This is a genomic window from Microcoleus sp., assembly GCF_041354475.1.
In the GTDB taxonomy this organism is placed as follows: Bacteria; Cyanobacteriota; Cyanobacteriia; order Cyanobacteriales; family Microcoleaceae; genus Microcoleus.
The window spans coordinates 1-24,951 of sequence record NZ_JBGJZU010000019.1 but is presented as its reverse complement, the minus strand read 5'-3'; the positions used below and the strand labels follow the sequence as shown (position 1 = coordinate 24,951).

Sequence of the window (24,951 nt, the reverse complement as noted above, 5' to 3'; positions counted from 1 at the left end):
GCCTAGGGTGAGGGTAGAAATTTGCGTCCCATCCTTGATTTGCAAATTTTGGGAATTAATATCGATGCCTCTACTATCAATATTGCCCAGTGTCAGCCCATAAATTCGAGAATTAGCGACGGTGATATTGCCACCTCTGATATCAATTTTACCGCCTCCCAGTCCGCTAGTATTAATCAGGCTACCTGCGGATATGTTGATGTTACCAAAATTTTGAATATTGTCATAATTAAAACTTAGACCCAAGGGATTTGAACCAAAATTAACTAAACCGGAATTGGCAACACTACCGAGGACTATTTGTCCGTTGTTAGCTGTTAAGATACCACTATTAACGTGGATATCGCCACCAATTAAGGCTAAGGTTTGACCGGGGTCTACGGCTAAACCGACTTGATTGGTAATCGGAATTGGGAGCGACGAAGCTGGTAGCTGGTTTACTACTCCAGTCGCTGTTGATTGGTTGACAATTGTACCGGGGTTGTCGCGAAATCTCAAACCCACGGGAATATTTACGGTTAATAGTGGCGATGTTTGCGGTTTCGTACTGCTGAATTCAAAGCCGTTATTAAATACTATACTTTCAGCAGTTGAACCGATAAATGAACCCCGTAAATCTAACCGAGCGTTAGGACCGAAGACAATTCCTTTTGGGTTAATTAAAAATAAGTTGGCGTTTCCCTGGACTCCTAAGGTGCCTAAAATATTGGAGGAATTGTTGCCGGTGACGCGGGTGAAAATATTAGTAATGCCTTTGGGGTTGGTAAAATAAGCTCCCCTGCCTTCACGGATGTTGAATTCTCGGAAACTGTGAAAGAGATTTGAGCCTCGTGTTGCGCCGCCTTCAATGCGATCGCTTGGTAAGTTATCGATCGTATCGGAAACTGTGCGAGAGCTTTCAGAACCCAAAGTATTGTCTGGGGTAATTTGGGCGCAGGTTTTCGAGGGCAAGAGTAGTAAGCAAATAAAAACTAGGGCGGAAGATAGGCGAAACATAGCTGAAATCCTTTTAGATTATAATATAAATACTATAGTTTTTAATTTTATCAGAAAAATCAAACAAGAATTGAACATCAATATCGAACTAGCTTCCCCACAGGATTTATTACCTTCACTTCCGGGCTGGCGTGACAGGATCATCTTCATTTCCCCTCTCTTAATCCTGATGTGCCCAGAAGCAAAGTTGAGAAATTCATCGAAGGTTTTGAATGTAACTCAGAGGAGCAACAGTCATGAGCTTGAATGAGTTACCCGGAGCGGAGCTAATTCTACCTGGACTCCACGATATTCATCATGATAATATGAATACAGTTGGGTCATTGTTAATCGCCACAACAGTAAAGTAAACTGAGAGCAGCCCCTTTCCCCCAGTTGACCTATGCCACGCTGGTTCAATACCGCTGGCCCCTGCCGCGATGACATCCACTATCTGCTTCCAGCCACCCGTCGCCTTCCTAACATAGAACGACTCATTGCTCAGGAGAACTACTTCGTCATTCACGCACCGAGACAAATTGGCAAAACCACCGCTATGCTGGCACTAGCCAAACAACTCACCGAAAGCGGACAATACACCGCCGTGATGCTGTCGGTGGAAGTGGGTGCACCGTTCAGTCAGGACATCGCGGGTGCTGAAGAGGCCATTCTCGGTGCTTGGCGAGATAACATCTCTTTTCGCCTTCCGCCCGAATTGCAACCGCCTGAGTGGACAGCCCTGCAATCGGGACAGAAAATTCGGGCGGCTTTGCAAGCTTGGGCACAAGTTTCATCTCGTCCTTTGGTCATTTTGATCGACGAAATTGACGCATTGCAAGATCAAGCTTTGATTTCCATCCTGCGTCAACTGCGCGATGGTTATCCCAATCGCCCGAAAGCGTTTCCGCAATCGGTGGGTTTAATTGGTTTGCGCGATGTTCGCGATTACAAAGTGGCCGCAGGTGGTAGCGATCGCCTCAATACATCCAGTCCGTTTAATATTAAAGTGCGATCGATTACTCTCAGAAATTTTAATGCAAAAGAAGTCGCCGAACTCTACGCGCAACATACCCAGGATACCGGACAAGTTTTTACACCTTCAGCCATAGCGTTGGCTTTTGAATTAACACAAGGACAACCTTGGTTAGTGAATGCTTTAGCTAAAGAAATCGTCGAAGAATTAGTGATAGATGAATCTATAGAAATTACACCAGAACATATTTTAGAAGCCAAAGAAATTTTAATTAAACGGCAGGATACACATTTGGATAGTTTAGCTGAACGACTCAGAGAAAACCGAGTCAAAGCGATTATCGAGCCGATATTAGCGGGACGAGAATTGCCAGAATCTTCTAATGACGATCGCCAATATCTGGTAGATTTGGGCTTGCTCAAACGCGATCCGGCTGGGGGTTTAGTCATCGCCAATCCGATTTATCGAGAAGTGTTGCCGCGAGTTTTAGCGCAAGGCCCGCAAGATAGTTTACCGATTATCAGTCCGAGTTGGTTGAATCCTCGCGGCGAACTGATGACCGAGGCACTCCTGCAAGCATTTCTCGCATTTTGGCTGCAACATGGCGAACCGTTACTCAAAAGTGCGTCTTACCCCGAAATTGCCCCGCATTTGGTGTTGATGGCGTTTCTGCATCGGGTGATTAATGGCGGGGGAACCTTGGAGAGAGAATATGCGATCGGGCGAGACAGGATGGATTTATGTTTGCGTTATGGTGATGTGACCCTAGGAATTGAACTGAAGGTTTGGCGGACTCGGAAAGTAGATCCGTTGAGTAAAGGGTTGGAACAGTTAGATGGGTATTTGGCTCGATTGGGACAAGATGAAGGGTGGTTGGTGATATTCGATCGTCGTGAGAATGCACCGGAGTTGGAAGAACGGTTGAATACTGAAATTCATACAACGAATATGGGGCGAATAATTACAGTGATTCGAGCGTGAAGAAGTTTTGATGAATGGGCGCGACCGCAGAGGAAACTGTTTATCGTTATCCATCTCTGAATCTAGCTGACGTTTATGCCACGATCGCCTTCTATCTCAAGCACGAATCGGAAGTAGAAGCGTACTTGCAACAGCGACGGCAGCAATCGCAAGAGATTCGTGCTATGAATCAAGCAAAATTCGACCCACAAGGCTTGCGCGATCGCCTGCTTGCCCGCAGAACAGTGCAAGAACCATGTTAAAATTTCTTGCTGATGAAAACTTCGATAATACGATCGTTCTTGATGTATAGGGCAAAGTTAACGCCATACCACGCTGTACCTGCACCCTTGAACGGAGCAGTGTTTGAAGTTCGACAAGGATATAAAAGTAAAGATAGCAAGAGACAGAATGCTGATATAGACAATATTGCCGTTGCTTGGGCAAGCGGCTACCTTCCAGTTTTTGCAATTTTTTCTTCTCAGATTGATACGGATTTGGTGTTGCGCTACCGAAATAGCCGTGGAGGAATAATCGTTGGCACGACATCAGGGAATAATCAAACTTCGCTATTTGCTTTTTCCAAAGAAGTTTTGGGATATGACTTATCAGATTTTTTCCATAGGAATTCTGAGGTAATCAAAAGCGAAGTTTACAGCACTTTAGAAATTCTACTGAGGGCAGAATGATGAGATCTACTGTCCAACAACGATCTGACTATACTTTTAAAGCTAATCGTAGTCTTGGAAGACATGGATGGCTTCGTCTTACACCAGCATATGGCGTGAAGCTGGTTGAAAAACTTTTGTCTTCGTCTAATACGGAAGCGATTATTCTTGATCCTTTTTCTGGTACAGCTACAACAGGGCTTGTTGCTGCTGAACTAGGGTACAAAGCTTATTCATTTGACATCAACCCATTTCTGATTTGGCTTGGAAATGCTAAATACCGAAATTATGCTGAAGACTGCCTACTGGATATTCGTGAAAAAGCATGGCAGGCTTTGAAGGAGTATAAGAGTCGATTAGAGCAAGATAACTGGACACCACAAATATTCAACATTGAGCGGTGGTGGTCTGGCTATACACTTAAGGTTCTTGCCTCTCTGCGAACCGCCTTAGTGGAGCAATTTGGAGAACCCGAAGAAAACGATGAATATAGTGTCGTTTGGATCGCCTTCTGTCGTTTGATAATCGAAACTTCATCGGCAGCTTTTAATCATATTTCTATGTCATTTAGTGAAACAGTAATTCACCATGAGATTGAGTATATTGAAAAACTTTTTTTGGACATACTTGATTTTGTACTTAGATCTGCCGAGAAGAATATTATGGGTAATGCTAGAGTCCTGAAGGTAGATTCTCGGAATATAATCAGTGTCGGCAATATCAAGATAAATAAGGTTATAACTTCGCCGCCTTATCCAAATCGAGTTAGTTATATTCGTGAACTTCGTCCTTATATGTATTGGACAAAATTTATAAATGAAGCCAAAGAAGCAGGTGAACTAGATTGGTTAGCTGTTGGTGGAACTTGGGGAATTGCAACAAGTCGGCTCAATTCTTGGACGATACAAGAAGAAGATTTACCAGAAAGTATCTTCTCAACTGTAAAAAATATAAGGATGTCTGACGGAAAAAATTCAAATCTTTTATCGATTTACGTATTGAAATACTTTCATGATATGCACTTGCATTTGAGTTCAATCAGATCCATTTTAGAAGATGGAGCTGAACTCCATTATATTGTTGGTAATTCAACTTTTTTTGGTAATATGGTGGATACGGCAGCCTTATTTTCTGATTCCATGAGAATTCTTGGCTACTCCAAAATTCATTCTGAAATTGTCAGAAAACGGAACTGTAACAAGGCTTTGTATGAATACTGTGTTTCTGCAATCTGGTCCACAGGCTAACCATGATTTGATGATTGTCTCGAAAGACGCGGATATGCACGACCTGAGCTTAGTATTTGGGAATCCACCGAAAGTTATTTGGCTTCGCCTTGGAAACTATTCGACATTACAAATTGAAAATTTGCTGCGTCGGGATTTTAACGCAATCAAATTATTTTATGAAGATGAAAATTTATCGCTGCTTGCTTTATTATAATTGTACCGCAAGTGCGATACAATTATAAGTCAGGTTGCTGGGTTGTCAGTATGGTGGCGGATGAAAACCCACCTACGAGAGTTGAAACAAAACAGAGAACCACCCGCGTTAAGTAGTTCCCTGAATATATGTGCCGCAAATTATGAGACAGACCTATGCTCCAACAGCCGTAGGAAAAATTTCAGCAATAGGTTTAGGTAATGTAAGCGATTCGTCAATATTAATGTCTCTTCCATGTGCGATGTTGTATTCTCGCTGAATATCAGCAATTTCCTCTTCAGTCATCTTATCAGCGGCGATTAAGTAATGAATCAGCTTACCTCCCTGCACTGGTGGCTGTTCTCCCCTAAGCATAGAACCGCTGGGAGCTACAAGAACATTTGTCCAGATTTCTGATGACATTTGCCAATCTATTTTGCTGGCTCGTCGCACTGCCTCGCGCAGCACCAATCGATTGTCGCGTTTTGCTGCAATTAGTCCTCTAAATAAAGCTAGTTGACCAACTGGTTTGAATAAGAGCGAGTAGGGTTGATCATCCTTTCTCATTTGAGGTATGCGACTGCTATCTTTAAGAGCCTCCTTATAAGGTTGTAAGCCGTCTAATACAACGTTCCAAAATTCTTCAACTGTTTCGTAGTAGTGATTTAATTCTTCTTCTGATGGACGATTATTAGGGTCAAGTGCTACACCCTCGCTTTTAAGAATAAGCTTAACGGTTTCATACACAGCACTAATTGTCGTCAGCTTTGTGCTTCTTACCGCAAGCGCATTGCTCTTCCATTCAACAATTACATCGCTGCTTCCACGCGCTTTAACACCCAACGGCGCTCCTTCATTTAATAATTGGCGAGCAATGATGGCGCTACGGTCGTCTTCACTTGTAATAATGTTGTCGCCTCTGCTGGTTGGTTTTGCGTATCGGTTAACCTTGTTAAATATCCGACGTGTTTTTTCATTGCTTTCATGCTGAATAAAGATGACGCAGACATCATCATTTGGCACATCCTCGCGGCATGGTCCAATCACCTCACCTTTTATTACCTTCTCAAGAGCTAGAAGGCGATGCTGTCCATCAAGCATGATGAGGGAACCACCATCTATTGTAAGTACACCAATATTATCTGAGACTGATTGATAAGCGCGTGGAGCTTTATTAGATACCCAGTCTCTCAGACTATCAAAGTAAATTTCCCCCTTATAGACTAATACAACCATTGCACCAAAGAATCGATCCTTGGACTCTGCTATGTAGGGAGCAATCTGCTCCTTCACTCGTTTTAGGTCTGGGTCGCGCTGTAACCGCTCTTCAATGCTCATTGTTGTCCACTCGTCAAGTTCGCTAGCCGACCGTACTCCTTGTACTAGGTCACGAACTTTCATCGTTGCCTGATAGAAGTCGGTATTGCCCAAATGTCCTTTTACGCCTGGAATAACTAAAGCCATAAAGCCTCTGCCGTGAATATCAGTTGAATAATGTAGTACATTTTACAAACAATCTGCTTGTTGTCCTGTACTTTTCATATGTTTTCACAAACAAAAGAAAATGTCAAGAGATTTTTTGCTATGTTTTCACAAACATATGTTTCGATCAGCTATTTTGCTATAGCCCTGGTGTCCGGTTGCGACATCCCGCAGCTTAATCGGGCGATCGATCCCGCCGCTTCATAAAATTTGACCGTCAGCGCTAAAGATGAACGTGTTAGGTTTCGATCGCACTCAACACAACCCACAAATTCAAAAAGCAAAATAATTAATCCGAAAGTAGAGGCCTTTTTCCTGGAAAGTTCGATCGCCCCCTCCGACATTAATCAAAGGAAAACCGTAGTCTAAGCGCGCATTAAACCGATCGCCCATTTGCCACAACAGCCCCACACCAGCGCCCAGAAGCTTGTCAGAATCAGGATTCGCTTTTTCGCCAGAATGGTTCCAACCTACACCCAAATCGATAAATGGAGCCACCTGCAACAATCCTTTGACCTTCGGGACGCGCCAAATTGGGATACGCACTTCCGCGCTGGCGATCGCACCGCTATCAGTCAACAGCAAATCTTGGCGATATCCGCGTACACTCTGCACGCCACCGATCCCGATTTGTTCGAGAGAAAGCAAGGGGCGATCGGCTAATTGAACATCAGAACGTACAATCAGCAAGGTTTCTGGTGCTAGCAGCCGCACATATTGGGCTTGTCCGCGCCATGCCAGAAAACGGCTGTCTGGCCCGCTATTATTGCTAGTAGCGCCGAAAAGATTAGTACCGATCGAAAATTGCGATCGCGCTGCAAACACTTGATTGGAACTACGTTGCACGTATTCTTGAAAAAAGCGCACAGCAGAAACACGGGTTTTGCCACGATCGTTTGCACCCTGCGACAGCGGAAATCTTTCACCCTGCAAGAATGTATTGCTTTCTTGCCGCGATAATGTTACTCCCACAGCCAAGTTGCGATCGGGTTTTTCCAGAATCGGTTGGCGGTAAGTTAATTCGTAAGTACGCGACTTTCCCTCAATCCCAGCAGCATCAAAAGGTTCCTCAATGATATTCGTGCTAGCAGCACCCACCGCCAACCGAATTGTGCCGTTGCGGGGATTGACTGGAACTGTATAACTGCCGTTGATTTCATTGCTACCGTCGGTGTTAGCGTAGGATACCTCCAAGCCGTCGCCCAAACCGAGCAAATTTGCTTGATTGATTCGCACTCCGCGCCGAAAACTGCCGACGCTTGGCGATCGATTGTTGTCTGCGAAGACTTCCCCACTAAAGCTGTCTGCTTCTTTGACTCGGACTTCTAAGCGACTTTTTTCGGGGCGACTTCCGGCTTGCAATTCGGCGGAAATATTGGCAATTAAAGGGTCTAGTTGCAGCAGTTGCAAGGCTTCCAGCAGTCGATCACGATTGAGTGGCCTCCCGGTAGCGATGGCTAGGCGCGATCGCAGATAATTTGAATTTAGCCGACGGTTGCCAGTAATTGCAATTTCTTCTACTCCCCCTTCGACAATCTGAATTTTAACCACTGCGCCATCTCTGGGAAAGGTTTGGTTGGCGGGGATTACCGCACCGGAATTGAGATATCCGGCTGCTAAGTATTTTTGAGTTACTGCTGCTTCCACTGCGATCAGTTCGGCGAAGGTGATTTCCCTACCCACGAAGGGTTTAGTGAGTTCTGCCAGTTCGCGATCGCTAAAGGCTGTGTTGCCCTCAAATTCAAAGCGATCGACTCTAATTGTACCCGGTATATCTGGTCTCACTTCGCCCTCAACGGGTGTTGGTGTAGCAGGTTGGAGGGGAGATGGCGGTGGGGGTTGTGGTGGTTGAGGAGTTGGTAATTCGGGTTCTCTGGGTTGAATTGGGTTGGGGAGTTGGCTCAGTTGGGAAGGGCGATCGATTTCTGTAGGTAAGTTTTCGGGGTTGGAGATTTCTAAATTATCAAGATTTGAGAGGGAATTTTCAACTTTACTCGCAGTTGCTTTGGCTGGCATTCCTAACAATAAAAATGCAGAAATGACTATAAATATAAGTAGTTTGTTGGAGCGGTAAGTCATATTATTTATATAATTGAATAATGAAATTAAACCGCGAAGGCGCGAAGAGCGCGAAGGAAGAAAGGAAGAAGATAGACTTTTTCTTTCCCCCATTGGGGTACCAGGCGGGGTTCTTCCTTCGCGTCCTTAGCGTCTTCGCGGTTCATTTAATCTTACTTCATTTGACTACTGGGCTAATCCGACCAACTTAGCGCTCAAATCCCACATCCGATCGCCTTTTTCGTCATCCCTAGCCTGGGGAGAAACCTTCTGGACAAAAGATGCGCCATCTTTTTTCTGACGGTTCCCCCAACTCCAATACGCGCCGGATTGCTTATATTCCGGATCGGCAACTACCATTGCTAGTCTTTCCCCTGCTAACTCCTGGGAAACATAGCCTCCGGTGATATTTTTTTGGAACAAGGGGAAAAGTTTCTGAAACAAGGGGTAGTGATTGCGGAACAGGGGCGTATCGGCGACACATCCCGGATAAAGCGACGTGAAGGTAATCCCAGTGGATTCGTGAAAGCGCCGGTGCAATTCCCGCATTGTCAGCACGTTGCAAACTTTGCTGTCTTTATAAGCCTTGACTGGCTCAAACTTTTTGCCATCAACCATCGAAACTGGGTCTTTAAAACCCGCTTCAAAGCCCTCAAATTTGCCCAAATCCGGGCGCGGCGGAATCTTCCCACCCAACTCGTCTGGATTGTGAGTCACGGTTCCTAAAATCACCATCCTCGCATCCGTATAGTAGGAAGGCTTCATATTCTCCATCATCAGGTTGCACAGGAGAAAATGACCGAGGTGATTGGTAGTCATCGTCAACTCAAATCCCTCTGGGCTACGCAGAGGTTCCTTAATCAAAGGCATATAGATGGCGGCGTTACACACCAAAGCGTCCAAGGGCCTGCCACTGGCCTTAAATTCCCTAGCAAACCGTCGCACGCTATCTAAATCGCCTAAGTCGATTTGCATGATGGAGTAGCTACCCTGGGGTATTCCTAACTCTTGGGCTGCATCTCCGGCTTTTCGCACATCCCGACAGGCCATGACTACGTGCCATCCCTTGGCTGCAAGGGCTTTCGCGCCGTACAAACCGACGCCGGAGGAGGCACCGGTGATGATAACTGTTGACTTGTGATTTTGTGCCATTATCTTAAAACTGCTGCGATCGCGATTGATGATTTTTAGGCACTCAAAAATGAGAGCTGTCAGCTCTCATTTTTTTTAGTACCCTATGGTTTTAGGATATGGGGAAACGTTCTAGATCTCAACTGGCACTCATCCATCTGGTTCTGGGATTAGGAAGCCGCTTGAGATGCCTCATAGGTAGGAAAGTCCACATAACCTTCTGGACCAAAAGAATACCAGGTAGGCATTTCAGCAGGGGGATTGAGCGGCCAGCCATGAGTGAAACGCTCTACCAAGTCGGGATTGCTGATGAAATCTCGACCAAAGGCGATTAAGTCCGCCACTCCGCTACTAATGGCGGTTTCTGCCAGTTCTTGGGTATATCCGCAGTTACCAATCAGAGTACCTGCAAAGACCTCACGAAACTCTGCTAGTGTCATCGGCGTTCCCAATTCATGAAAGCCAAAAGCTAAGCCATCCATCAGGTGAAGATAAGCTAAGTTGTAGGTATTTAACTGCCCTGCAATGTACAGAAAACTTTGACGATAATCTGGAGAACCCATGTCATTGAAAACACCGTTGGGAGAAAGTCGCACTCCCACTCTATTTGCTGGAAATACTGTGATAATTGCCTCCACAATTTCCTTGAGAAAACGGTAGCGGTTTTCCACTCCACCGCCATAGGAATCATTTCGGTGATTGGTTTTGGTTTGCAGAAATGTGTCAATTAGATAGCCGTTAGCAGCGTGAATTTCTACACCGTCAAAACCTGCATCTTTTGCTCGTTCTGCTGCTTTGCGATAGTCTTCTACAACGATCGCAATTTCATCGGTTTCTAGAGCACGAGGAGTTTCGTAGGGTTGTTTTCCTACAGGGGTATGAAGCCCTTCTCCATTGATTTTGATCGCAGACGCTGCAACGGGCAATTGACCGTTTTCATGAAAACTGCTGTGGGAAGCTCGCCCGCAGTGCCAAAGCTGCATAAAAATCGGTGTTTCGTGAGTTTGCACCGCAGTTACAATCTGTTTCCAGGCTTCAAGCTGCTCGTCGGAATATATTCCGGGCGTATTTTCCCAGCCAATACCTTGAGTCGAAATCACTGTGGCTTCGGTAATGATTAAACCCGCCGCAGCCCGCTGAGCGTAATACTTTGCCATTAAGGCGTTGGGCATCCGCGCTTCACCGGCTCTGCCACGAGTCAAGGGTGCAAGAACTACTCGGTTTTTTAGGAGCAAATCTCCAAGTTTGAAGGAACTTAGCAGGGCTGGCGATGTGGTTTGGATGTTCATGGTTTTGCTAATTTGTCAACTGAAGAATTCTGGAAATTCGCGTTTGCTTCTTACCATAGCTTGAATCGAACCATTACAATGATAATGACATCACAAAATCGCAAACAATTCAGAGATTGCGTAATTTTGAGCCAAATCAAAATGGCATTTCTGCCTTTAGGTATAGCCTGTTTCCCAACTGCGGATGCTCAAAAGAAATTTCCCTAGCGTGTAAGTGTAATCGCATTCCATCGGCTTTGCATCCGTAAAGTCGATCGCCCAAAATCGGTATTCCCAATCCTCTCACATCCGCTGCATGAACTCTCAATTGATGAGTCCGTCCCGTGAGTGGCACAAATTCGATGCGCGAGCAATTTCCTTCTCTTCCAATCACCTGAAACTGAGTCACACTGGGCTTTCCACGTTCCCAATTAACTTCCTGAATCGGTCGATTTTCTGGATCGCCCCAAAGTGGCAGGGCGATCGATCCCATATTCATATTTGTTACACCAGAAAGTACAGCTTCATAAATTTTATGTACTTGTTTTTTTTCAAATTCTAGACTAAGTTTTCGGTAAGTATCTTGGTCCCGTGCTAATATCAAAATTCCCGATGTATCGAAGTCTAAACGATGCACGGTATTCAAATTAAATCCATCGACTAGCAAGTTGCGGAAACGACTTAATACACTATCTTGATTTTCTAGGTAACGACCAGGAACTGATAGTAAATTTGCAGGTTTATTGATAATTATTAACCATTTATCCTCATAAATAATTGGTAGCATTTTTCTCGGTTCAGGAACAGGCAAGATGCCTGTTCTACCATCAAAATTATTGTTTTTGGGGTGGGCTATAAGCCCTCCTTTCATCTCTTTCCCAGGCTGTTCTGATTCGTGAGAACTTAAGACTGAAAATAAATGTTGGTTTTTGTCGAGTCTAGATCCCCCTAAATCCCCCTTAATAAGGGGGACTTTGAGATTATTTGTTGTCCCCCCGTCAATCATGGGAACTTTGAGATTATTTGTTGTCCCCCCGTCAATCATGGGAACTTTGAGATTATTTGTTGTCCCACCGTCAATCATGGGAACTTTGAGATTATTTGTTGTCCCCCCGTCAATCATGGGAACTTTGAGATTATTTGTTGTCCCACCGTCAATCATGGGGACTTTGAGATTATTTGTTGTCCCCCCGTCAATCAGAGGGACTTTCAGAGTATTTCTTGTCCCCCCCTTCTTAAGGGGGGTTAGGGGGGATCTAGACTTCAATACAAACAAAGGAAACAGTCGGTTTGATGTTAAGTTGTCAGGGTGCATCTGTGTTTGGCAAATATATTCGTAGGGGCGAAGCATGACCGCTGTAAATCTCTGCTTATCACTAATAAATTGTCTGCCGTCATGCTTCGCCCTTACATAATCGGGATGCTCGCAGTTGTCACTGTCACCAACAGCATCTACCTCGCAGTTATTAACATTCTTAAAAACACTCCGATTTTGAGCTAATCCTGATAGCAAAAACCCCATCAATGGCTGACACCGATCGCCACAAGCACCATAAAACTCTCCCTGAACTTTGTCCCCCAAGGATGGTCCCCACCAAAACTCAGCCATTGCCAAGGGTTTCAGATTGTGTAAAGCCGCGTAGTGGAGCAATTTTGGCGCACAACAATCGCCGGTTCCAGTGGGGATCGAACCGCTGGGCATCAATTGCTGGAGCGATCGCGAATTTCCCAAAAAGTTTACCAAAGTATAAGCCTCGTGCATCTGCATTTGCAGTTCGCGAGACAGTTTTTTACGCTGCTGTTTCAGTTCAGTTATCCGCCCATCGGCAGCTTCAATTAATTGTTTTAATGGCTGCAATTTATCATCCCGCTCCCGCTTAATTTGCCTGCGTTCAATTCCTTCTAATCGACTGGCTTGATTCAGTTCTTCTAGAGCTATTTCCCGTGTTTCTCCTCCCAGAGTTTGGCACAGTAAATCCCGCGTGATATCTCGTTGCTGCTTGCAAATTTTGTGTCGCTCGTTCACAGCCTGTAATTCCAATTCCCACTCCCGCAATCGTCTGTCATATTCCTGCCGCTGGGGAAGCTGTTGTAGCCGCATCAGTTCCTGTTTCATCGACTCCAATTCAGTCAAGGTTCGGGCCTCTGTCAACGCCACTCGATCGCGTCCGGGAATGGGCGTTACCCAGCCGGGAACGTGGCTAGAACCATTCAAAAGCCCGGAAAATGCTTTGAGTACCTTTTTTTCCCCTCCGAGGGTTTCAACTAGCAAGACTCCATACATTTTGCCCTCGCGGGAATGACACTCGTCCTCTCCAAGGTGCTGCATCAAACCACGGGCGATCGCCTCACACTGAACTGTGCGAGGCAATCTCAGCAACTCACCGCTTTGAACGCAAAGACCTTGATAGCAATAATTGGAGCTAAAGGCGATCGAGTCCCAATTAGCATCGGTAAAATCTAAAACTGCGTGCACAAAAACCATACAAAATTTGATTGAAAATATGTTAAATTTATCTGACTATAGCAGCGAGTTAAGCACAGCATAAGTTAATATTAAGACCGCCAAGCTGGTTGTTCAACAAAATTTTTATGTACAAAGCCTATGTCAGACTTATCAACTTCTCCCCCTCCAACCTCCAATGACAAATTTTTAACCCCCCAAGGAACCTTACTGCCACCAATTTTCAGGATTTTTGCAGCATTTCCTGATTACGATCGGGGCAATAGATTGTACGCATCGGGAAGATATGAAGCAGCCGTGGATTGTTACGGAAAAGCATTGCAAATTAAGCCAGACTGGGTTAGGGCATGGCTGAATTTGGGTAAGGCTTACAAGCAATTGGAGCAATATCTCCAAACCGTAGCCTGTTGCGATCGAGCTATAGCTCTCAAACCAGAAGAATATTGGGCATGGATGCTACGCGGTACGGCACTGTTAAGCTTACAAAATTACTCCGAGGCGATCGCGGGTTTTGACAAAGCTATTGAAATTAATTCGGAAAAACACGAAGCTTGGTATCAGCGCGGCCGAGCTCTGGAAGAATTGCAACAGTGGGAACTTGCAGCAAGTAGTTACAAAAGAGCCACACAAATTCATCCCAATTTGCCCGCCATGTGGTTTCGTCAAGGTAATGTACTGTTGCAAGCCGAACGGAACTCGGAGGCCGTGGCTGCTTACGAGCGCGCCCTCAAGCTCGTACCAACTCATTGGGAAGCTTGGTTGAACCGAGGCTTGGCTCTGATGAAGACGGAGCGTTATCCTGAAGCTGTCACTTCTTACGATCGCGCCCTGCAATTACAACCAGCCAATTGTCTGGCTTGGTTCAATCGAGGCATAGCATCGGCCAAACTCCACCGATATCCAGAAGCAGTTAGAGCTTACGATCGGGTAATTCAACTACAACCTAACGATTACGAAGCTTGGTTTTATAAGGGTATGGCCCTGAAACACCAGCAGCATGATGCCGCTATTGCTTGTTTCGATCGCGCTATTCAAATTAATCAATTTTATCCCGAAGTCTGGATCGGTCGCGGTCAAACTCTGTCAGAATCCGCAGACTATGAAGGGGCGATCGCAGCTTTTGACAAAGCAATTCAAATCAATCCCAATTTCCCCGAAGCTTGGCTAGGTAGAGGCATCGCTTTAGCCGGATTGGAACGATACAAAGATGCAATCATCGCTTACAGTAATGCCCTGCAAATTCAAAGCAATTTTCTAGAAGCTTGGAACCTGCGAGGTGCAGCTCTCGAACAATTACAACAATACGAAGAGGCGATCGCCTGTTACGATAAAGTAATTTCTATGAGTTCCGAAGCACAAATTTCCTCAAAAGTTGGTTTACAACAAGGGGCAGCCCTAGAAAAATTAGAGCGCTATCAAGAAGCCATCGCCGCCTATAACCAAGTCATTCAAATCATGCCCGACAATTTTGAAGCTTGGTTAAAACGTGGCAAGGCTCTCGAAAATTTGCAGCAGTACGAACCAGCCCTGGTAGCCTACGATCGAGCAATTACCATCTGGCCTGACAACTATCAAGCCTGGATGCACCGCTCCATGGTAGTAGCAAAAATGGCACGCTATGCTGAAGCACTTATAGCTGCTGACAAGGTAATTCAACTCAAGCCAGATAACTGGGAAGCTTGGTCTCATCGAGGCGATGTATTGCAAAAATTGCACCGCAATCAAGACGCCATTAGTTCCTATGGAGTCGCCCTAGAAATTAAACCCGATCATTACGAAGCTCTCATGAGTCGAGAAGAATTGAGACTCAAGGAGACAATGCCAGGAAAATGGTAATTAATCAGCACACAATGACAAAAATATTAGATGAGATGCTTTCCCAAGAAATTGCCAGTAGCATCAAAAGTCAACCTAAAAAATGCTTTGACAATGCTTATCGAGCAGCTTTAGCCATCGATGGTACAATCTATGTTCAAGGCTTTTTGGTGATACCTGCAATCTCCGAGCAACCTCTGGAATATGGCTGGCTGGAATTGGGCGATCGCATTATTGACCCAACCTTCCCGCGCCTTGGCGTTACCGCTGAAAACCTTTACTATTTTCCCGCCCAAAGTCTCAGTATCAAAAAATTGACCGCAATTTTAGAAGAGTCAAAGGAAGATTACCCTCTCGACGATCCACTGCCAGTTTATGGAGATGTACCCTATGAATATTACGGGGATTTGATGTTAGGCGGTATCGACTATCAAACCGCTTATATGTTGGCTTTAGATAAATGCCAAGAATTACAGATTTTTCAAACACAGGAAACCAATTAATTCATCCTTCCTAAATTTCCCCACAAGAGGGGATAACTGCTTCCTAAATTTCCCCCCTCTTGGGGTGATTTCTTCCTAAATTTCCCCCCTTGGGGGGGGGCAGGGGGGGGTCGAGGGACAGGGGCAGTGATTTCTTCCTAAATTTCCCCCCTTGGGGGTGATTTCTTCCTAAATTTCCCCCCTTGGGGGGTGATTTCTTCCTAAATTTCCCCCCTTGGGGGGTGATTTCTTCCTACATTTCCCCTCTTGGGGGGTGATATCAAATCCGGTAACATCGGAATTATTCATCTCTCTTATCTCCCTCTGTGTTCTCTGCGTTCTAGTAAGGTTAAATCATTCCGATGCAGCCGGAAACGATATGATTTCTTCCTACATTTCCCCCCTTGGGGGGGGCAGGGGGGGGTCGAGGGGCAGGGGGGGGTCGAGGGGCAGGGGGGGGTCGAGGGGCAGGGCGGTCTCATTCTCCTAAAAACAGGCACTCGGAGGGCCGGCACGGGGGCACGGCCCCTACCAAAAATAAAACCGCCCTGGGTGCACGGGCACGGACAGTAACTTCTTCCTTCTACTTATCTGAGCGAGCTAATAAATAAAATTAACCCAATTAAATATAATGGAATCACAGAAAGTAGATGCAGCAATTTCTGAATTTGAACGCTCCCAGATTCCCGGAGTTTGGGCAGGTTTGAATAAAACCAAAATCATCGCAGAAATGCGCGATCGCATCCAAAACCCTTTCCAAATCAATCAAAGCGGACAACCTTTTTGTGGACCCGCAGCCGTAGCATTTACACTGCTTAACCAAAACCCTCTTCGCTACGTCGAAATTTGCCGCCATCTTTTTGAAATAGGCAGTTTGCAGACTAAATCTATGCGATCGATTTATCCCTCCATCCCCCTGCGACAAAGCAAAGGAAACTTGCGGATGCCTCAAGTTGATTGGATGCTATTATCAACACTGCGGGAATCCGCCAATTTGATATTTCCAGTCGAACCAAATGCTCCAGAAATTATTCGTAATATTAGTGGGATGACTAAATCTTGGGAAATGGCTGGATGGGCGCGAGAAATTTTGGGAAGTCGCGATGTAAAATCTCATTACGCTTATTTTAGTGGCGACATTCCAGCGCTGCGGGCCGCCGATGAAGCGATTAAATCAGGCGGCTTTGCTTTTGCTTTAATTACTGCTGAAGGAATGTTAGGAAATAATCCACCTCTGATACCTTATCCCAGTCATTGGGTTGCTTTGTTAGGAAATATGACAATTCCTGCTGGCAATTTAGCTAATTCCGATCGAGAGCGCGTCAGCTTTGATGTCTATAGTTGGGGTAAAAAAATGCGCGTAGATCTGCCGAAAAAATCTTTTGAAAATTATTTCTGGGTCGCCATTGCTGGCATTTAATTTGATATTAAATCTAAAATTTCAAGTCGATAATTGCTGATTCTGCTATCTTCATGTTATAGTGGTGGCTCAAGAATTAAATTCGGTTGTGTAGTTTGTTGCTCTTGATTTACAAGCATCTCTCCGAATCTAACTCTCTGCACCCTAAAGATTCTGGAGATTTTATGTCGATTTACGTTGGTAATCTTTCCTACGAGGTAACGTCAGAGGACCTCAATGAAGTATTTGCCGAGTACGGTACTGTCAGTCGCGTCCAAGTCCCTATGGACCGGGAAACAGGTCGGATGCGGGGTTTTGCTTTCGTGGAAATGTCCAGCGAGGCCGAAGAAGCAGCAGCGATCGCAGCTTTAGACGGTGCTGAATGGATGGGCCGCGACTTGAAAGTCAACAAAGCCAAGCCTCGCGAAGATAACAAACGCTCATCAGGTGGCGGTGGCTGGGGCGACAACAATCGCTCCTCACGACGCTACTAAGCTTTGAAACTGAAACTGGAACTGAAAATTTGAGTTTTGGTGGTTGACAGCCATTAGACATCTTCCAAGCAGCGTGTTTTCAACAGGCTGTTTGGTCTATCTCACCGGAATTATCCCAGATCTCGACAAACTATCAAAATTGTCCACATAATAGAACGTACAGAGTACGGTTGCAGTCCTAGGCCCTTTTATATTTGAGATATCAAAAGAATTAACCACGGGAAATATTGATTTTGCCTTAATTAAAGATGTCCAAGATCTACACCCAGGCGGAACTCATTAACATCCTCGAAGCAGAACGCCAAGCTTGCTTACACGGGCGGCGTCTGAATTTGACTGAAACCCATTCTACAGGAAACCCGGTGATCGATCGCTTTCTGAAATCTGAGGGCGTCCAAAAGTTCACTGCTTATCAAAATTTTAAGGCCGCCATACACGAATATCAACGGGAACATCAAGTTTCTGGGATTGTTTGGCGCGAAATGACGGTTAAAGGGAAAACTCTTAATTATCCAGCAGTGGACGATGAATTAATTGCTTTACCTGTGGATTTGATGACGCTCAAACAAGCCAAGATTACAATGTTGGCATTCTGGCGGCAAGTAACTGTGGGGATGGATTTATATTTAAGTATTAATAGTGGCAAGGATTTTCGCTCGATCGAGCCTATGGATGTAGAGGCGATCGTCCAGCGCACAGAATGGGTTAATCTTTGGAAGTGGGAAAAATTAGATTTTTTAGAAATATTGTTGCAATTGGGCTGGGGGAAGCCGGAGGAGGCTTATTACAAGCGGGGATGGCCAACATCGGGAAGCGAGTACATTCATGCTGTCAAACCAGGACAGAAACCAATTTGTTAATTTGTTCTTTTTTACTGATTTGAATGAACCGCGAAGACGCGAAGAGCGCGAAGGAAGAGCTGCATTCCTTTTTTTTCTGACTTAACGCCTTCGCGGTTCATTTAATCTTAAACTGACATCTGACAAAGTATCAAACCAAACCACTGATTTGGATCGGTCCAAACTTGCACAGGCACTAAACCGCGACTGGCAAGTTGTTCCTGCATATTAGGGAGTTTGAACTTGCGGGAAATTTCACTTCTGATAGTTTCTCCTGCGGCTAATTCAACCGTTAAATTAAGAGCGCGCAAGTTGACTGTTTGTGCTTTTTTGCTTTTCAGGTGCATTTCAATTTGACATTCTTCTTGATTGTAAAATGCCCAATGCTCGAACTGCATTAAGTCAAAATTTCCTTCGTATTTCCGATTCAAATGCCTCAGCATATTCAAATTAAATGCCGCCGTGACTCCTTGACTGTCATCGTAGGCTGGCTCTAAAATCTCCTTAGATTTGTCTAAGTCAATGCCTAACAAAAAATACTCTCCAGGCTGCAATGCGCCGACAATTTGTGAGAAGAATACATCGCATTCTTCAGGGCTAAGATTGCCAAGGGTGCTGCCTAAAAAACAAATCATTCGGGTTGGCAATGGCGATGGGGCAATTTTTGCCAAAGCTAACTCGTAGGTGCTGACAAGTCCGTGAATCTGGAGTGATGGATACTCTGCCAACAGTTGAAAGGCACTGCTTTCTAGGATGGTGGGACTGATGTCTATGGGTAAATAATGCAGGGGATATTCCCGTTGACTGTAAGCATCGAGGAGAATCCGTGTTTTGGTGGAACTACCGCTACCTAGTTCGACAATTTCACAGGGGCCTGTTAAGTTGGCGATCGCCCCCGCACATTCTTCCAAAATCGCCGCTTCAGTACGTGTCACGTAATATTCCGGCAATTTACAAATCAACTCAAATAGGTTCGAGCCGCGATCGTCGTAGAAATACTTAGGAGGCAAGGATTTTGGGCTTTGAGTTAACCCGCTGACTACATCGCAGCCTGCATTGATTTCTGTGGCTGTCGGTGCCTTCACACTCACCAGTCGCTCTAGGTGTAAGCGATTGTCCTTCGTTGAGGCTGAATTTGTAGTTTCAGACAGTCTTGAGGATGTCATAGCGTAAATTTAAGATGCACGAATGGGTAAAGCACGTATTCACTCATCTAGAAACCCGGTTTCTCAAAGAAATCGGGTTTCTGCTCTTTGTTAGGTTACATTCATTTGTGCCCAATTACTTACCAATTAGCCAAAATCATTGAGCGCACCGAAAGCCAGCGATGATTTGTCGCACGCCCGGATAATACCAATTGCGAAAACTCGATCGCAGGGATGGAGCATGAGTTGCCCAACTGCCACCTTTTAAAACTCGGTGTTCTCCATCGAAATATGCTTGAGAATAGCCAGTATAAGGATAACTTTCAAATCCTGGATAAGCATCAAAAGTTGAAGCTGTCCACTCCCAAACATTGCCTAACATATCACAGCAGCCAAAGCTACTGGCTCCCTTTGCAAATTTATCAACTGGGGCTGTATTCCCAATCTTATTGCCGTGATTGCATAGGGATGAATTCGGTAATTCTTCTCCCCAAGGATAGGTGCGCTGAGTTTGATTTGCTGCATCCCAACTGGCTGCTTTTTCCCATTCGGATTCTGTGGGTAGTCGCTTGCCGACGAAATTGCAGTATGCTTCTGCTTCGTACCAACTGACACCGCAAACTGGGTGGTTGTTCCTAGCGGGATTGTCTGACCAGTAAAGCGGGCGATCGACTAAATTAGATTGCAGCCATTTCCAACCTTCTGCGGACCACCACTGAGGGTTTTGATAGCCGTCAGATGCCATGAAATGGCGGTATTGACTGCAAGTGACTGCATAGCGGTCGATCGAGTATTTGTCCAAATAGCATAGGTGGCGCGATCGCTCATTATCCAAAGCTTCAACGCGATCGCTTCCCATGTAAAATTCCCCGGCCGGAATTTCAATCGCTGAATTGGGCATTGGCAATTCATCGGCAATTGGTCGCCCCCTCTCCCCCTGGCCCCTCTCCTGCTGCATTTGCAACAAAAAAGCCACGGTTTCGCAGTGCTGACTTTCATGTTGAATAATAAATTGCCACAGACGCTCTTGCTGTGCGATCGGCGCTATTTCCAAATAATCCAGCACCTTTTTTCTGACCGCATCCAGATATAATTCAACTTCGGGAATTGTCGGCAAATAAACCCGTTCTTGCTTCGGTAAAATATCAGCAGCAAACAGCTTATGATACTTAGGAAATACTGGTTTAATTTTACCACATTTCTGCAATAGCCACAAATCCTCCGTATAAGCAATGTGACCTAAATGCCAGCCAACCGGACTAAATTCTGGATGAATTTGCCTACAGAAAGTATCGTAATCCATCCCTGAAAATAGCTGGAAAGTGCCGCGACGACACTGTTGCAAATCTCGATAAATAGCCTCTCTACAAGATAGAATTGATTTTGAGATCACCGTCTTTTCCCGTACTAATAATGCTTTGTGGTGGACACAGATGCCAATTGCCGATAAATAAAGGTTCGGAAGCAATAATCACCGCTTCTGGAAAATTCGGGTCGTCCCGCAGCCAATAGAGGGAGGGAGGAGCCTTTTTGGAAGCAAAGCGAGACGCAACTAACTGTTTTCCATCGCTGACAATTATATTAGCTGAAAATTCTACTTCATGGAAGTTGGCTAGTTCTGCCAAAGTTGTTAGTGCATTTTGCAAAGCGACTTCTAGAGTCATATTTGGCGCTGTCAATTCATTGACAAACAGACCAAAAATATGCTCGGAATCTGTAGTACCGTTAATTAATTGATAGGTGGCATCGTTGAGGCGATCGCGAATTGGTCTGTAAAGACTTTGCCGAAAATTCTTCACAAAGCCGTTGTGAACAAACATGAGACGGTTGTACCCAAAAGGCTGACAGTTGCTCAAATCCACAGCTTGTCCCACCGTTGCACTGCGAACATAGGCTAGAGCACATCCTGATTCCACGTATCTACTGATACTCGGAAGGTTGATGTCGCTCCAAATTGGTTGTATATTTTTATAGACAAACGGGTCCGTATCTAGGTGGGAGTGATACCAACCAATGCCAAAACCGTCAGCATTGAGTAGACCTGAAGTCATTTCGCGGGGTTGGTAACTCTGCACAATTAAGGAATGTTCCGGCTTGTACAGAAGAGAATCGAGTAAAATCGGCCCGCCGAGATAGCCAAGCAAACGGCACATAAAATTTTTCTAGGAAATTGAGAGAGCAGAAGGTATAACCCGAATAGGCTAGAACTTACTACATTATTTAACTTTTATCAAAAACAGTTAAGATTAATTAACAGTATCACCCCAGTAGCACAAGGAGAATCTTGAATGTTCCTCGACGAACTCATCCCGGTAGTCAAAGAATTGTTCCAACAGCCGATCGCATTTACGGGCGGATTTGTGTCGGGCCTGCTACGACTTAATCTTCAGGAAGACCCAGTGAAAAGCTGGATCGATGAGCAAGCGGGTTCAACTTCCTACACACCACCCGCCAGCGAAACCACCAATCCGTCAAGTAACGGGCCTCAGTCAATCTCGATCGACTGAATACAGATAAGCAGTTAACTTTTCGATTGCATCAAGTCAACTGTTTCAGTTGACACCCAAATTGTGTGAAAGCGGGCGACATTGTATCGAGCTCGCTTTCCCCGACAACGTAACCGAACTTATATTGTGTACCTATTACCAAATTTTTTTACCCAGCTCAGAATTGTCTTCCAAGTCAATCGATTCCATAGATTGTTGCTTCACACGGCCAGCCATCGCCGCCAACTGCAAACTCATAAAAGCATTCAAATCTTCCAAGTCGCATTTCGCTGACGAGAAAACGTGCGCTATTTCATTTTCGGCTTCCAAGGTCAGATATCCAGCCGCAATAGCTTTTTTTACAACGTCACGAATCACCATGATTTCTAGATTCCTTACTAATTCTCAATGTACAAACAGTCGATTAATTCCTAATTGGAAGTCTTAGAGACGACTTCAGAAAAGTATTGACATTCTCTCAATTCACGAGACTCTTGTTTCACCATTCCCGACATAGTTGCTAGCTGCAAAGTCATAAAAGCATTTAAGTCTTCTAATTCATAGGTGGTGGTGGTTAGCATCCGGCGCAAAAGATTTTCTGCTTCAATAGTCAGATAACCGATGGTCATAGCTTCTTGGGCAAGGTCGCGAATCAGTACCATAAAACTTATTGCTTTCAACATTGGGGTAGCTTCAGTATCGACAATAGCCATGGATTTGACGGTGACGGGTAAGGTCTAGTTTGTGTGACATTGTGGCTTTCATGCAGTGACTGCAACAGTTGTAGACTGTGACTAGCAGTGGAGCTAGATGTGACTTCGATCACAATAGCCTGGAGGGATGGCAAGAAAAATCTGGGTTCCGCCGAAGCCAGAAGTGCTTGGGCATTCTATCTGTGGCACTCTCAAGGACACTCAACGTCTATAATCAGCAAGTTAAATATTTACGACAGACTATGGAACCAACTCATAAAGATTTGCTACAACAAATTGCCGGACTATCGGAAACCTATCCTAGTTTGGCCGATCGACTCGCACACTCCGCCAAGCAACTCCAACAATCGGGCCTTCCTCCGTCAGAAAACTTGCTGCAAGAAATGGTGAGTTACAGTCGCAATTTTTCCGTCGTCCAAAAACAAGCTCTCGAACTCAGCAACAGTGCTCTAGTATCTGGAGAAATTACCTCCCTCCAAGAAATTCAAAACTTAGTCCAGACGCTCGCAGCTTCTGAAGGGAAAGCAGAAATTCGCTCCCAAGCCCTAACAGTGATCGATCGAGTATTAGCGATCGCCCACCGGGAACAAAGCGACTTTGGGCCACTACAATCAGTACATAGTAAAGCCCGCGAGCTTCAGCGCGCCATTGCCGAATCAACCCCAGCCCAACTGCACTCCGATGCAGAATCCTTAGTCAGCGGCAAACACCCAGTGGCGGCAGTGCTCGCCCTCGTCGAACAACAAGATAAACTAGATGACGAACAGTGGGTCATCCTGGAAGAAACCGTCAGCGCCGCCTTTGGTAAACAAATAGCTGTTGCCATTTCCAGAGGCAAATTGACCGTTACCGAAACACAAATCTCCCCTCAAATAGCCCCACCAGCCACAGTTAAACCCGTACCAGCACCAGTTGCTGAACCATTACCAGAAGTCATCGTCATCCCGTCGGGAAAGGTCGCGCCCCCGAAACAAGTTGCAGTGGTGCCAGAAATCAAAATTTTGGAATCACCGGCACCCTCAGCCCCCATGCACGAGGTGATTATTGTTCCCAGCATGGAAATGCCTAAATCTCTCCAGACAAAAAGCTCCGGGAACATTGTCTTTGGGACACCTACGGCGGTGAAACCAGAACCCGTAGAGGGGGCTGTGGGATTAAAAGTTTTGGTGCACATTCAGGGAATTGGCGATCGCACTTTTGGTTCTCAACAATACGCAGGAACCAAAGCTCAAGGGCGGCGCGTCGAAGGATTTCAAGTGAATTTAGAGCCAGCAATTCCCGGCTTAAAAGTCGAGTATATGGCTCACGTTGAAGGTGTCGGCGACACTCCTTGGCTGAGCGAACAGGAATTAGCAGGTTTCCGGGGTAAGGGGAAACGAATTGAAGGATTTGCTCTGCGATTGAGCGGGGACCAAGCTAGTAAATACGACATATTTTACAATGCTCACATTCAGAATATCGGCGACACCAAAGTAGCCTCCAACGGCGAATATTGTGGCACTCGCGGGAAAGCCTTGAGAGTAGAAGGTATCACAGTTTGGGTTGTGCCATCAGCCAAGGCTCAACCAGCCCAACCAGTCAGCTTAAAAGTGTTAACACATATTCAAGGAATTGGCGATCGCACTTTTAGCGATCGAGAATATGCCGGCACTCGCGCTCAAAAGCGTCGCGTCGAAGGGTTTCAGATTAAAATAGACCCTCCCGTCGCCGGTCTCAAATTGCAGTACATGGCCCACGTCGAAGGTGTTGGCGATACCGCTTGGATCGAAGAAGGAGAGTTAGCAGGATTCCGGGGAAAAGCTAAGCGGATTGAAGGATTTGCGGTGCGGCTAACGGGGGCCGAGGCTGATAAATACAACGTACTTTACACTGCTCACATTCAGAATATCGGCGATACTCCCACAACTTCTAACGGTCAATATTGCGGGAGTCGCGGCAAAGGTTTGAGGGTTGAAGGGCTAACAGTTTGGGTTGAGGCTAAGGCTTAACATCAATTCTGGTGACTGTAGGGGTGTTTCATCCCAACTTCGGGTGACTCACCCCCTTTTTGATTTTAGCTAGACAGACGGGAATCCCCACACTATACCGCCTCGGTTAGTGTGGGATGAAAGGCGTGTGAGGTGAGGATTCCATCTGTTCACAATCTCAAAGCATAGCTTTGAGGAGTGGGCGGATGG

General features: G+C 45.4%; 23 protein-coding genes and 1 pseudogene. 13 read left to right on the top strand and 11 right to left on the bottom strand.

The window, feature by feature from the left end; all coding sequences use genetic code 11:
* Positions 1 to 21 precede the first annotated feature (21 nt).
* Complete coding sequence (locus tag ACBR23_RS09995; RefSeq protein ID WP_371115507.1) at positions 22 to 240, top strand: hypothetical protein; 219 nt, start codon at positions 22 to 24, stop codon at positions 238 to 240.
* On the opposite strand, the pseudogene ACBR23_RS09990 reads toward ACBR23_RS09995, so the two are convergent.
* A pseudogene (locus ACBR23_RS09990) lies at positions 202 to 996 on the bottom strand (filamentous hemagglutinin N-terminal domain-containing protein); the annotation flags it as partial. The gene ACBR23_RS09995 and the pseudogene ACBR23_RS09990 sit on opposite strands and share 39 nt — an antisense overlap.
* 382 nt (positions 997 to 1,378) lie before the next feature.
* On the opposite strand from ACBR23_RS09990, the gene ACBR23_RS09985 reads away from it, so the two are divergent.
* The 5 genes from ACBR23_RS09985 to ACBR23_RS09965 are packed head-to-tail and all read left to right on the top strand — an operon-like array spanning position 1,379 to position 5,019.
* Positions 1,379 to 2,929, top strand: a complete 1,551-nt coding sequence (locus tag ACBR23_RS09985; RefSeq protein ID WP_371119417.1) for an AAA-like domain-containing protein — start codon at positions 1,379 to 1,381, stop codon at positions 2,927 to 2,929.
* 14 nt (positions 2,930 to 2,943) lie between these two features.
* On the top strand, positions 2,944 to 3,171 hold the full coding sequence (locus tag ACBR23_RS09980) for a DUF433 domain-containing protein (protein WP_371119416.1): 228 nt from the start codon (positions 2,944 to 2,946) through the stop codon (positions 3,169 to 3,171).
* A gap of 12 nt (positions 3,172 to 3,183) precedes the next feature.
* Positions 3,184 to 3,597 (top strand): hypothetical protein, encoded by a 414-nt coding sequence (locus tag ACBR23_RS09975; protein ID WP_371115504.1) that lies wholly within the window; start codon positions 3,184 to 3,186, stop codon positions 3,595 to 3,597.
* Entirely contained in the window at positions 3,594 to 4,823 is a 1,230-nt protein-coding gene (locus ACBR23_RS09970) for a DNA methyltransferase (protein WP_371115503.1), read from the top strand. Before ACBR23_RS09975 ends, ACBR23_RS09970 begins: the two co-directional genes overlap by 4 nt.
* Positions 4,786 to 5,019, top strand: a complete 234-nt coding sequence (locus ACBR23_RS09965; protein ID WP_371115502.1) for a DUF5615 family PIN-like protein — start codon at positions 4,786 to 4,788, stop codon at positions 5,017 to 5,019. The genes ACBR23_RS09970 and ACBR23_RS09965 overlap by 38 nt, the downstream gene beginning before the upstream one ends.
* A 153-nt stretch (positions 5,020 to 5,172) precedes the next feature.
* On the opposite strand, the gene ACBR23_RS09960 is transcribed toward ACBR23_RS09965, so the two are convergent.
* The 5 genes from ACBR23_RS09960 to ACBR23_RS09940 all read right to left on the bottom strand — a co-directional run bounded on the left by ACBR23_RS09960 (position 5,173) and on the right by ACBR23_RS09940 (position 13,422).
* On the bottom strand, positions 5,173 to 6,462 hold the full coding sequence (locus ACBR23_RS09960; protein ID WP_371115501.1) for a DNA sulfur modification protein DndB: 1,290 nt from the start codon (positions 6,460 to 6,462) through the stop codon (positions 5,173 to 5,175).
* Positions 6,463 to 6,753: 291 nt separating this feature from the next.
* A complete protein-coding gene (locus tag ACBR23_RS09955) occupies positions 6,754 to 8,559 on the bottom strand; it encodes a ShlB/FhaC/HecB family hemolysin secretion/activation protein (protein ID WP_371119415.1) in 1,806 nt (601 codons plus the stop codon).
* A gap of 165 nt (positions 8,560 to 8,724) precedes the next feature.
* Entirely contained in the window at positions 8,725 to 9,690 is a 966-nt protein-coding gene (locus ACBR23_RS09950; RefSeq protein ID WP_341736974.1) for a protochlorophyllide reductase, read from the bottom strand.
* Between the two features lie 149 nt (positions 9,691 to 9,839).
* Positions 9,840 to 10,958 (bottom strand): alkene reductase, encoded by a 1,119-nt coding sequence (locus ACBR23_RS09945; RefSeq protein WP_371115498.1) that lies wholly within the window; start codon positions 10,956 to 10,958, stop codon positions 9,840 to 9,842.
* A gap of 136 nt (positions 10,959 to 11,094) precedes the next feature.
* Positions 11,095 to 13,422, bottom strand: coding sequence for a pseudouridine synthase (locus tag ACBR23_RS09940; protein WP_371119414.1), 2,328 nt, complete (start codon positions 13,420 to 13,422; stop codon positions 11,095 to 11,097).
* A 120-nt stretch (positions 13,423 to 13,542) separates the two neighbouring features.
* On the opposite strand from ACBR23_RS09940, the gene ACBR23_RS09935 reads away from it, so the two are divergent.
* The 5 genes from ACBR23_RS09935 (at position 13,543) to ACBR23_RS09915 (ending at position 18,451) form a co-directional block, all read left to right on the top strand.
* Positions 13,543 to 15,237, top strand: coding sequence for a tetratricopeptide repeat protein (locus ACBR23_RS09935; protein ID WP_371119413.1), 1,695 nt, complete (start codon positions 13,543 to 13,545; stop codon positions 15,235 to 15,237).
* 14 nt (positions 15,238 to 15,251) lie between these two features.
* Positions 15,252 to 15,719, top strand: a complete 468-nt coding sequence (locus ACBR23_RS09930) for a hypothetical protein (RefSeq protein WP_371119412.1) — start codon at positions 15,252 to 15,254, stop codon at positions 15,717 to 15,719.
* Between the two features lie 610 nt (positions 15,720 to 16,329).
* Positions 16,330 to 17,118 carry a hypothetical protein gene (locus ACBR23_RS09925; RefSeq protein ID WP_371119411.1) on the top strand — a complete coding sequence of 263 codons (789 nt, stop codon included), beginning with the start codon at positions 16,330 to 16,332 and terminating at the stop codon, positions 17,116 to 17,118.
* Between the two features lie 164 nt (positions 17,119 to 17,282).
* A complete protein-coding gene (locus tag ACBR23_RS09920; protein ID WP_341736980.1) occupies positions 17,283 to 17,591 on the top strand; it encodes an RNA-binding protein in 309 nt (102 codons plus the stop codon).
* 248 nt (positions 17,592 to 17,839) lie between these two features.
* Positions 17,840 to 18,451 carry a hypothetical protein gene (locus ACBR23_RS09915; RefSeq protein ID WP_341736981.1) on the top strand — a complete coding sequence of 204 codons (612 nt, stop codon included), beginning with the start codon at positions 17,840 to 17,842 and terminating at the stop codon, positions 18,449 to 18,451.
* Between the two features lie 107 nt (positions 18,452 to 18,558).
* Here the strand turns inward: ACBR23_RS09915 and egtD are convergent, their stop codons facing one another.
* The 3 genes from egtD to egtC all read right to left on the bottom strand — a co-directional run bounded on the left by egtD (position 18,559) and on the right by egtC (position 21,728).
* Positions 18,559 to 19,596, bottom strand: a complete 1,038-nt coding sequence (gene egtD, locus ACBR23_RS09910; RefSeq protein ID WP_371119410.1) for an L-histidine N(alpha)-methyltransferase — start codon at positions 19,594 to 19,596, stop codon at positions 18,559 to 18,561.
* A gap of 136 nt (positions 19,597 to 19,732) precedes the next feature.
* Complete coding sequence (locus ACBR23_RS09905; RefSeq protein ID WP_371118158.1) at positions 19,733 to 20,968, bottom strand: SUMF1/EgtB/PvdO family nonheme iron enzyme; 1,236 nt, start codon at positions 20,966 to 20,968, stop codon at positions 19,733 to 19,735.
* Positions 20,940 to 21,728 (bottom strand): ergothioneine biosynthesis protein EgtC, encoded by a 789-nt coding sequence (gene egtC / locus ACBR23_RS09900; protein WP_341736984.1) that lies wholly within the window; start codon positions 21,726 to 21,728, stop codon positions 20,940 to 20,942. The genes ACBR23_RS09905 and egtC overlap by 29 nt, the downstream gene beginning before the upstream one ends.
* 135 nt (positions 21,729 to 21,863) lie before the next feature.
* On the opposite strand from egtC, the gene ACBR23_RS09895 reads away from it, so the two are divergent.
* Positions 21,864 to 22,082: a hypothetical protein gene (locus ACBR23_RS09895; protein WP_340518771.1), complete on the top strand. Its 219-nt coding sequence runs from the start codon at positions 21,864 to 21,866 to the stop codon at positions 22,080 to 22,082.
* Positions 22,083 to 22,217: 135 nt separating this feature from the next.
* Here the strand turns inward: ACBR23_RS09895 and ACBR23_RS09890 are convergent, their stop codons facing one another.
* A complete protein-coding gene (locus ACBR23_RS09890; RefSeq protein WP_371118157.1) occupies positions 22,218 to 22,442 on the bottom strand; it encodes a hypothetical protein in 225 nt (74 codons plus the stop codon).
* A gap of 50 nt (positions 22,443 to 22,492) precedes the next feature.
* Entirely contained in the window at positions 22,493 to 22,744 is a 252-nt protein-coding gene (locus ACBR23_RS09885; RefSeq protein WP_371120901.1) for a hypothetical protein, read from the bottom strand.
* Between the two features lie 107 nt (positions 22,745 to 22,851).
* Between ACBR23_RS09885 and ACBR23_RS09880 the strand changes: the two genes are divergently transcribed.
* Complete coding sequence (locus tag ACBR23_RS09880; protein WP_371118156.1) at positions 22,852 to 24,762, top strand: hypothetical protein; 1,911 nt, start codon at positions 22,852 to 22,854, stop codon at positions 24,760 to 24,762.
* Positions 24,763 to 24,951: the final 189 nt, after the last annotated feature.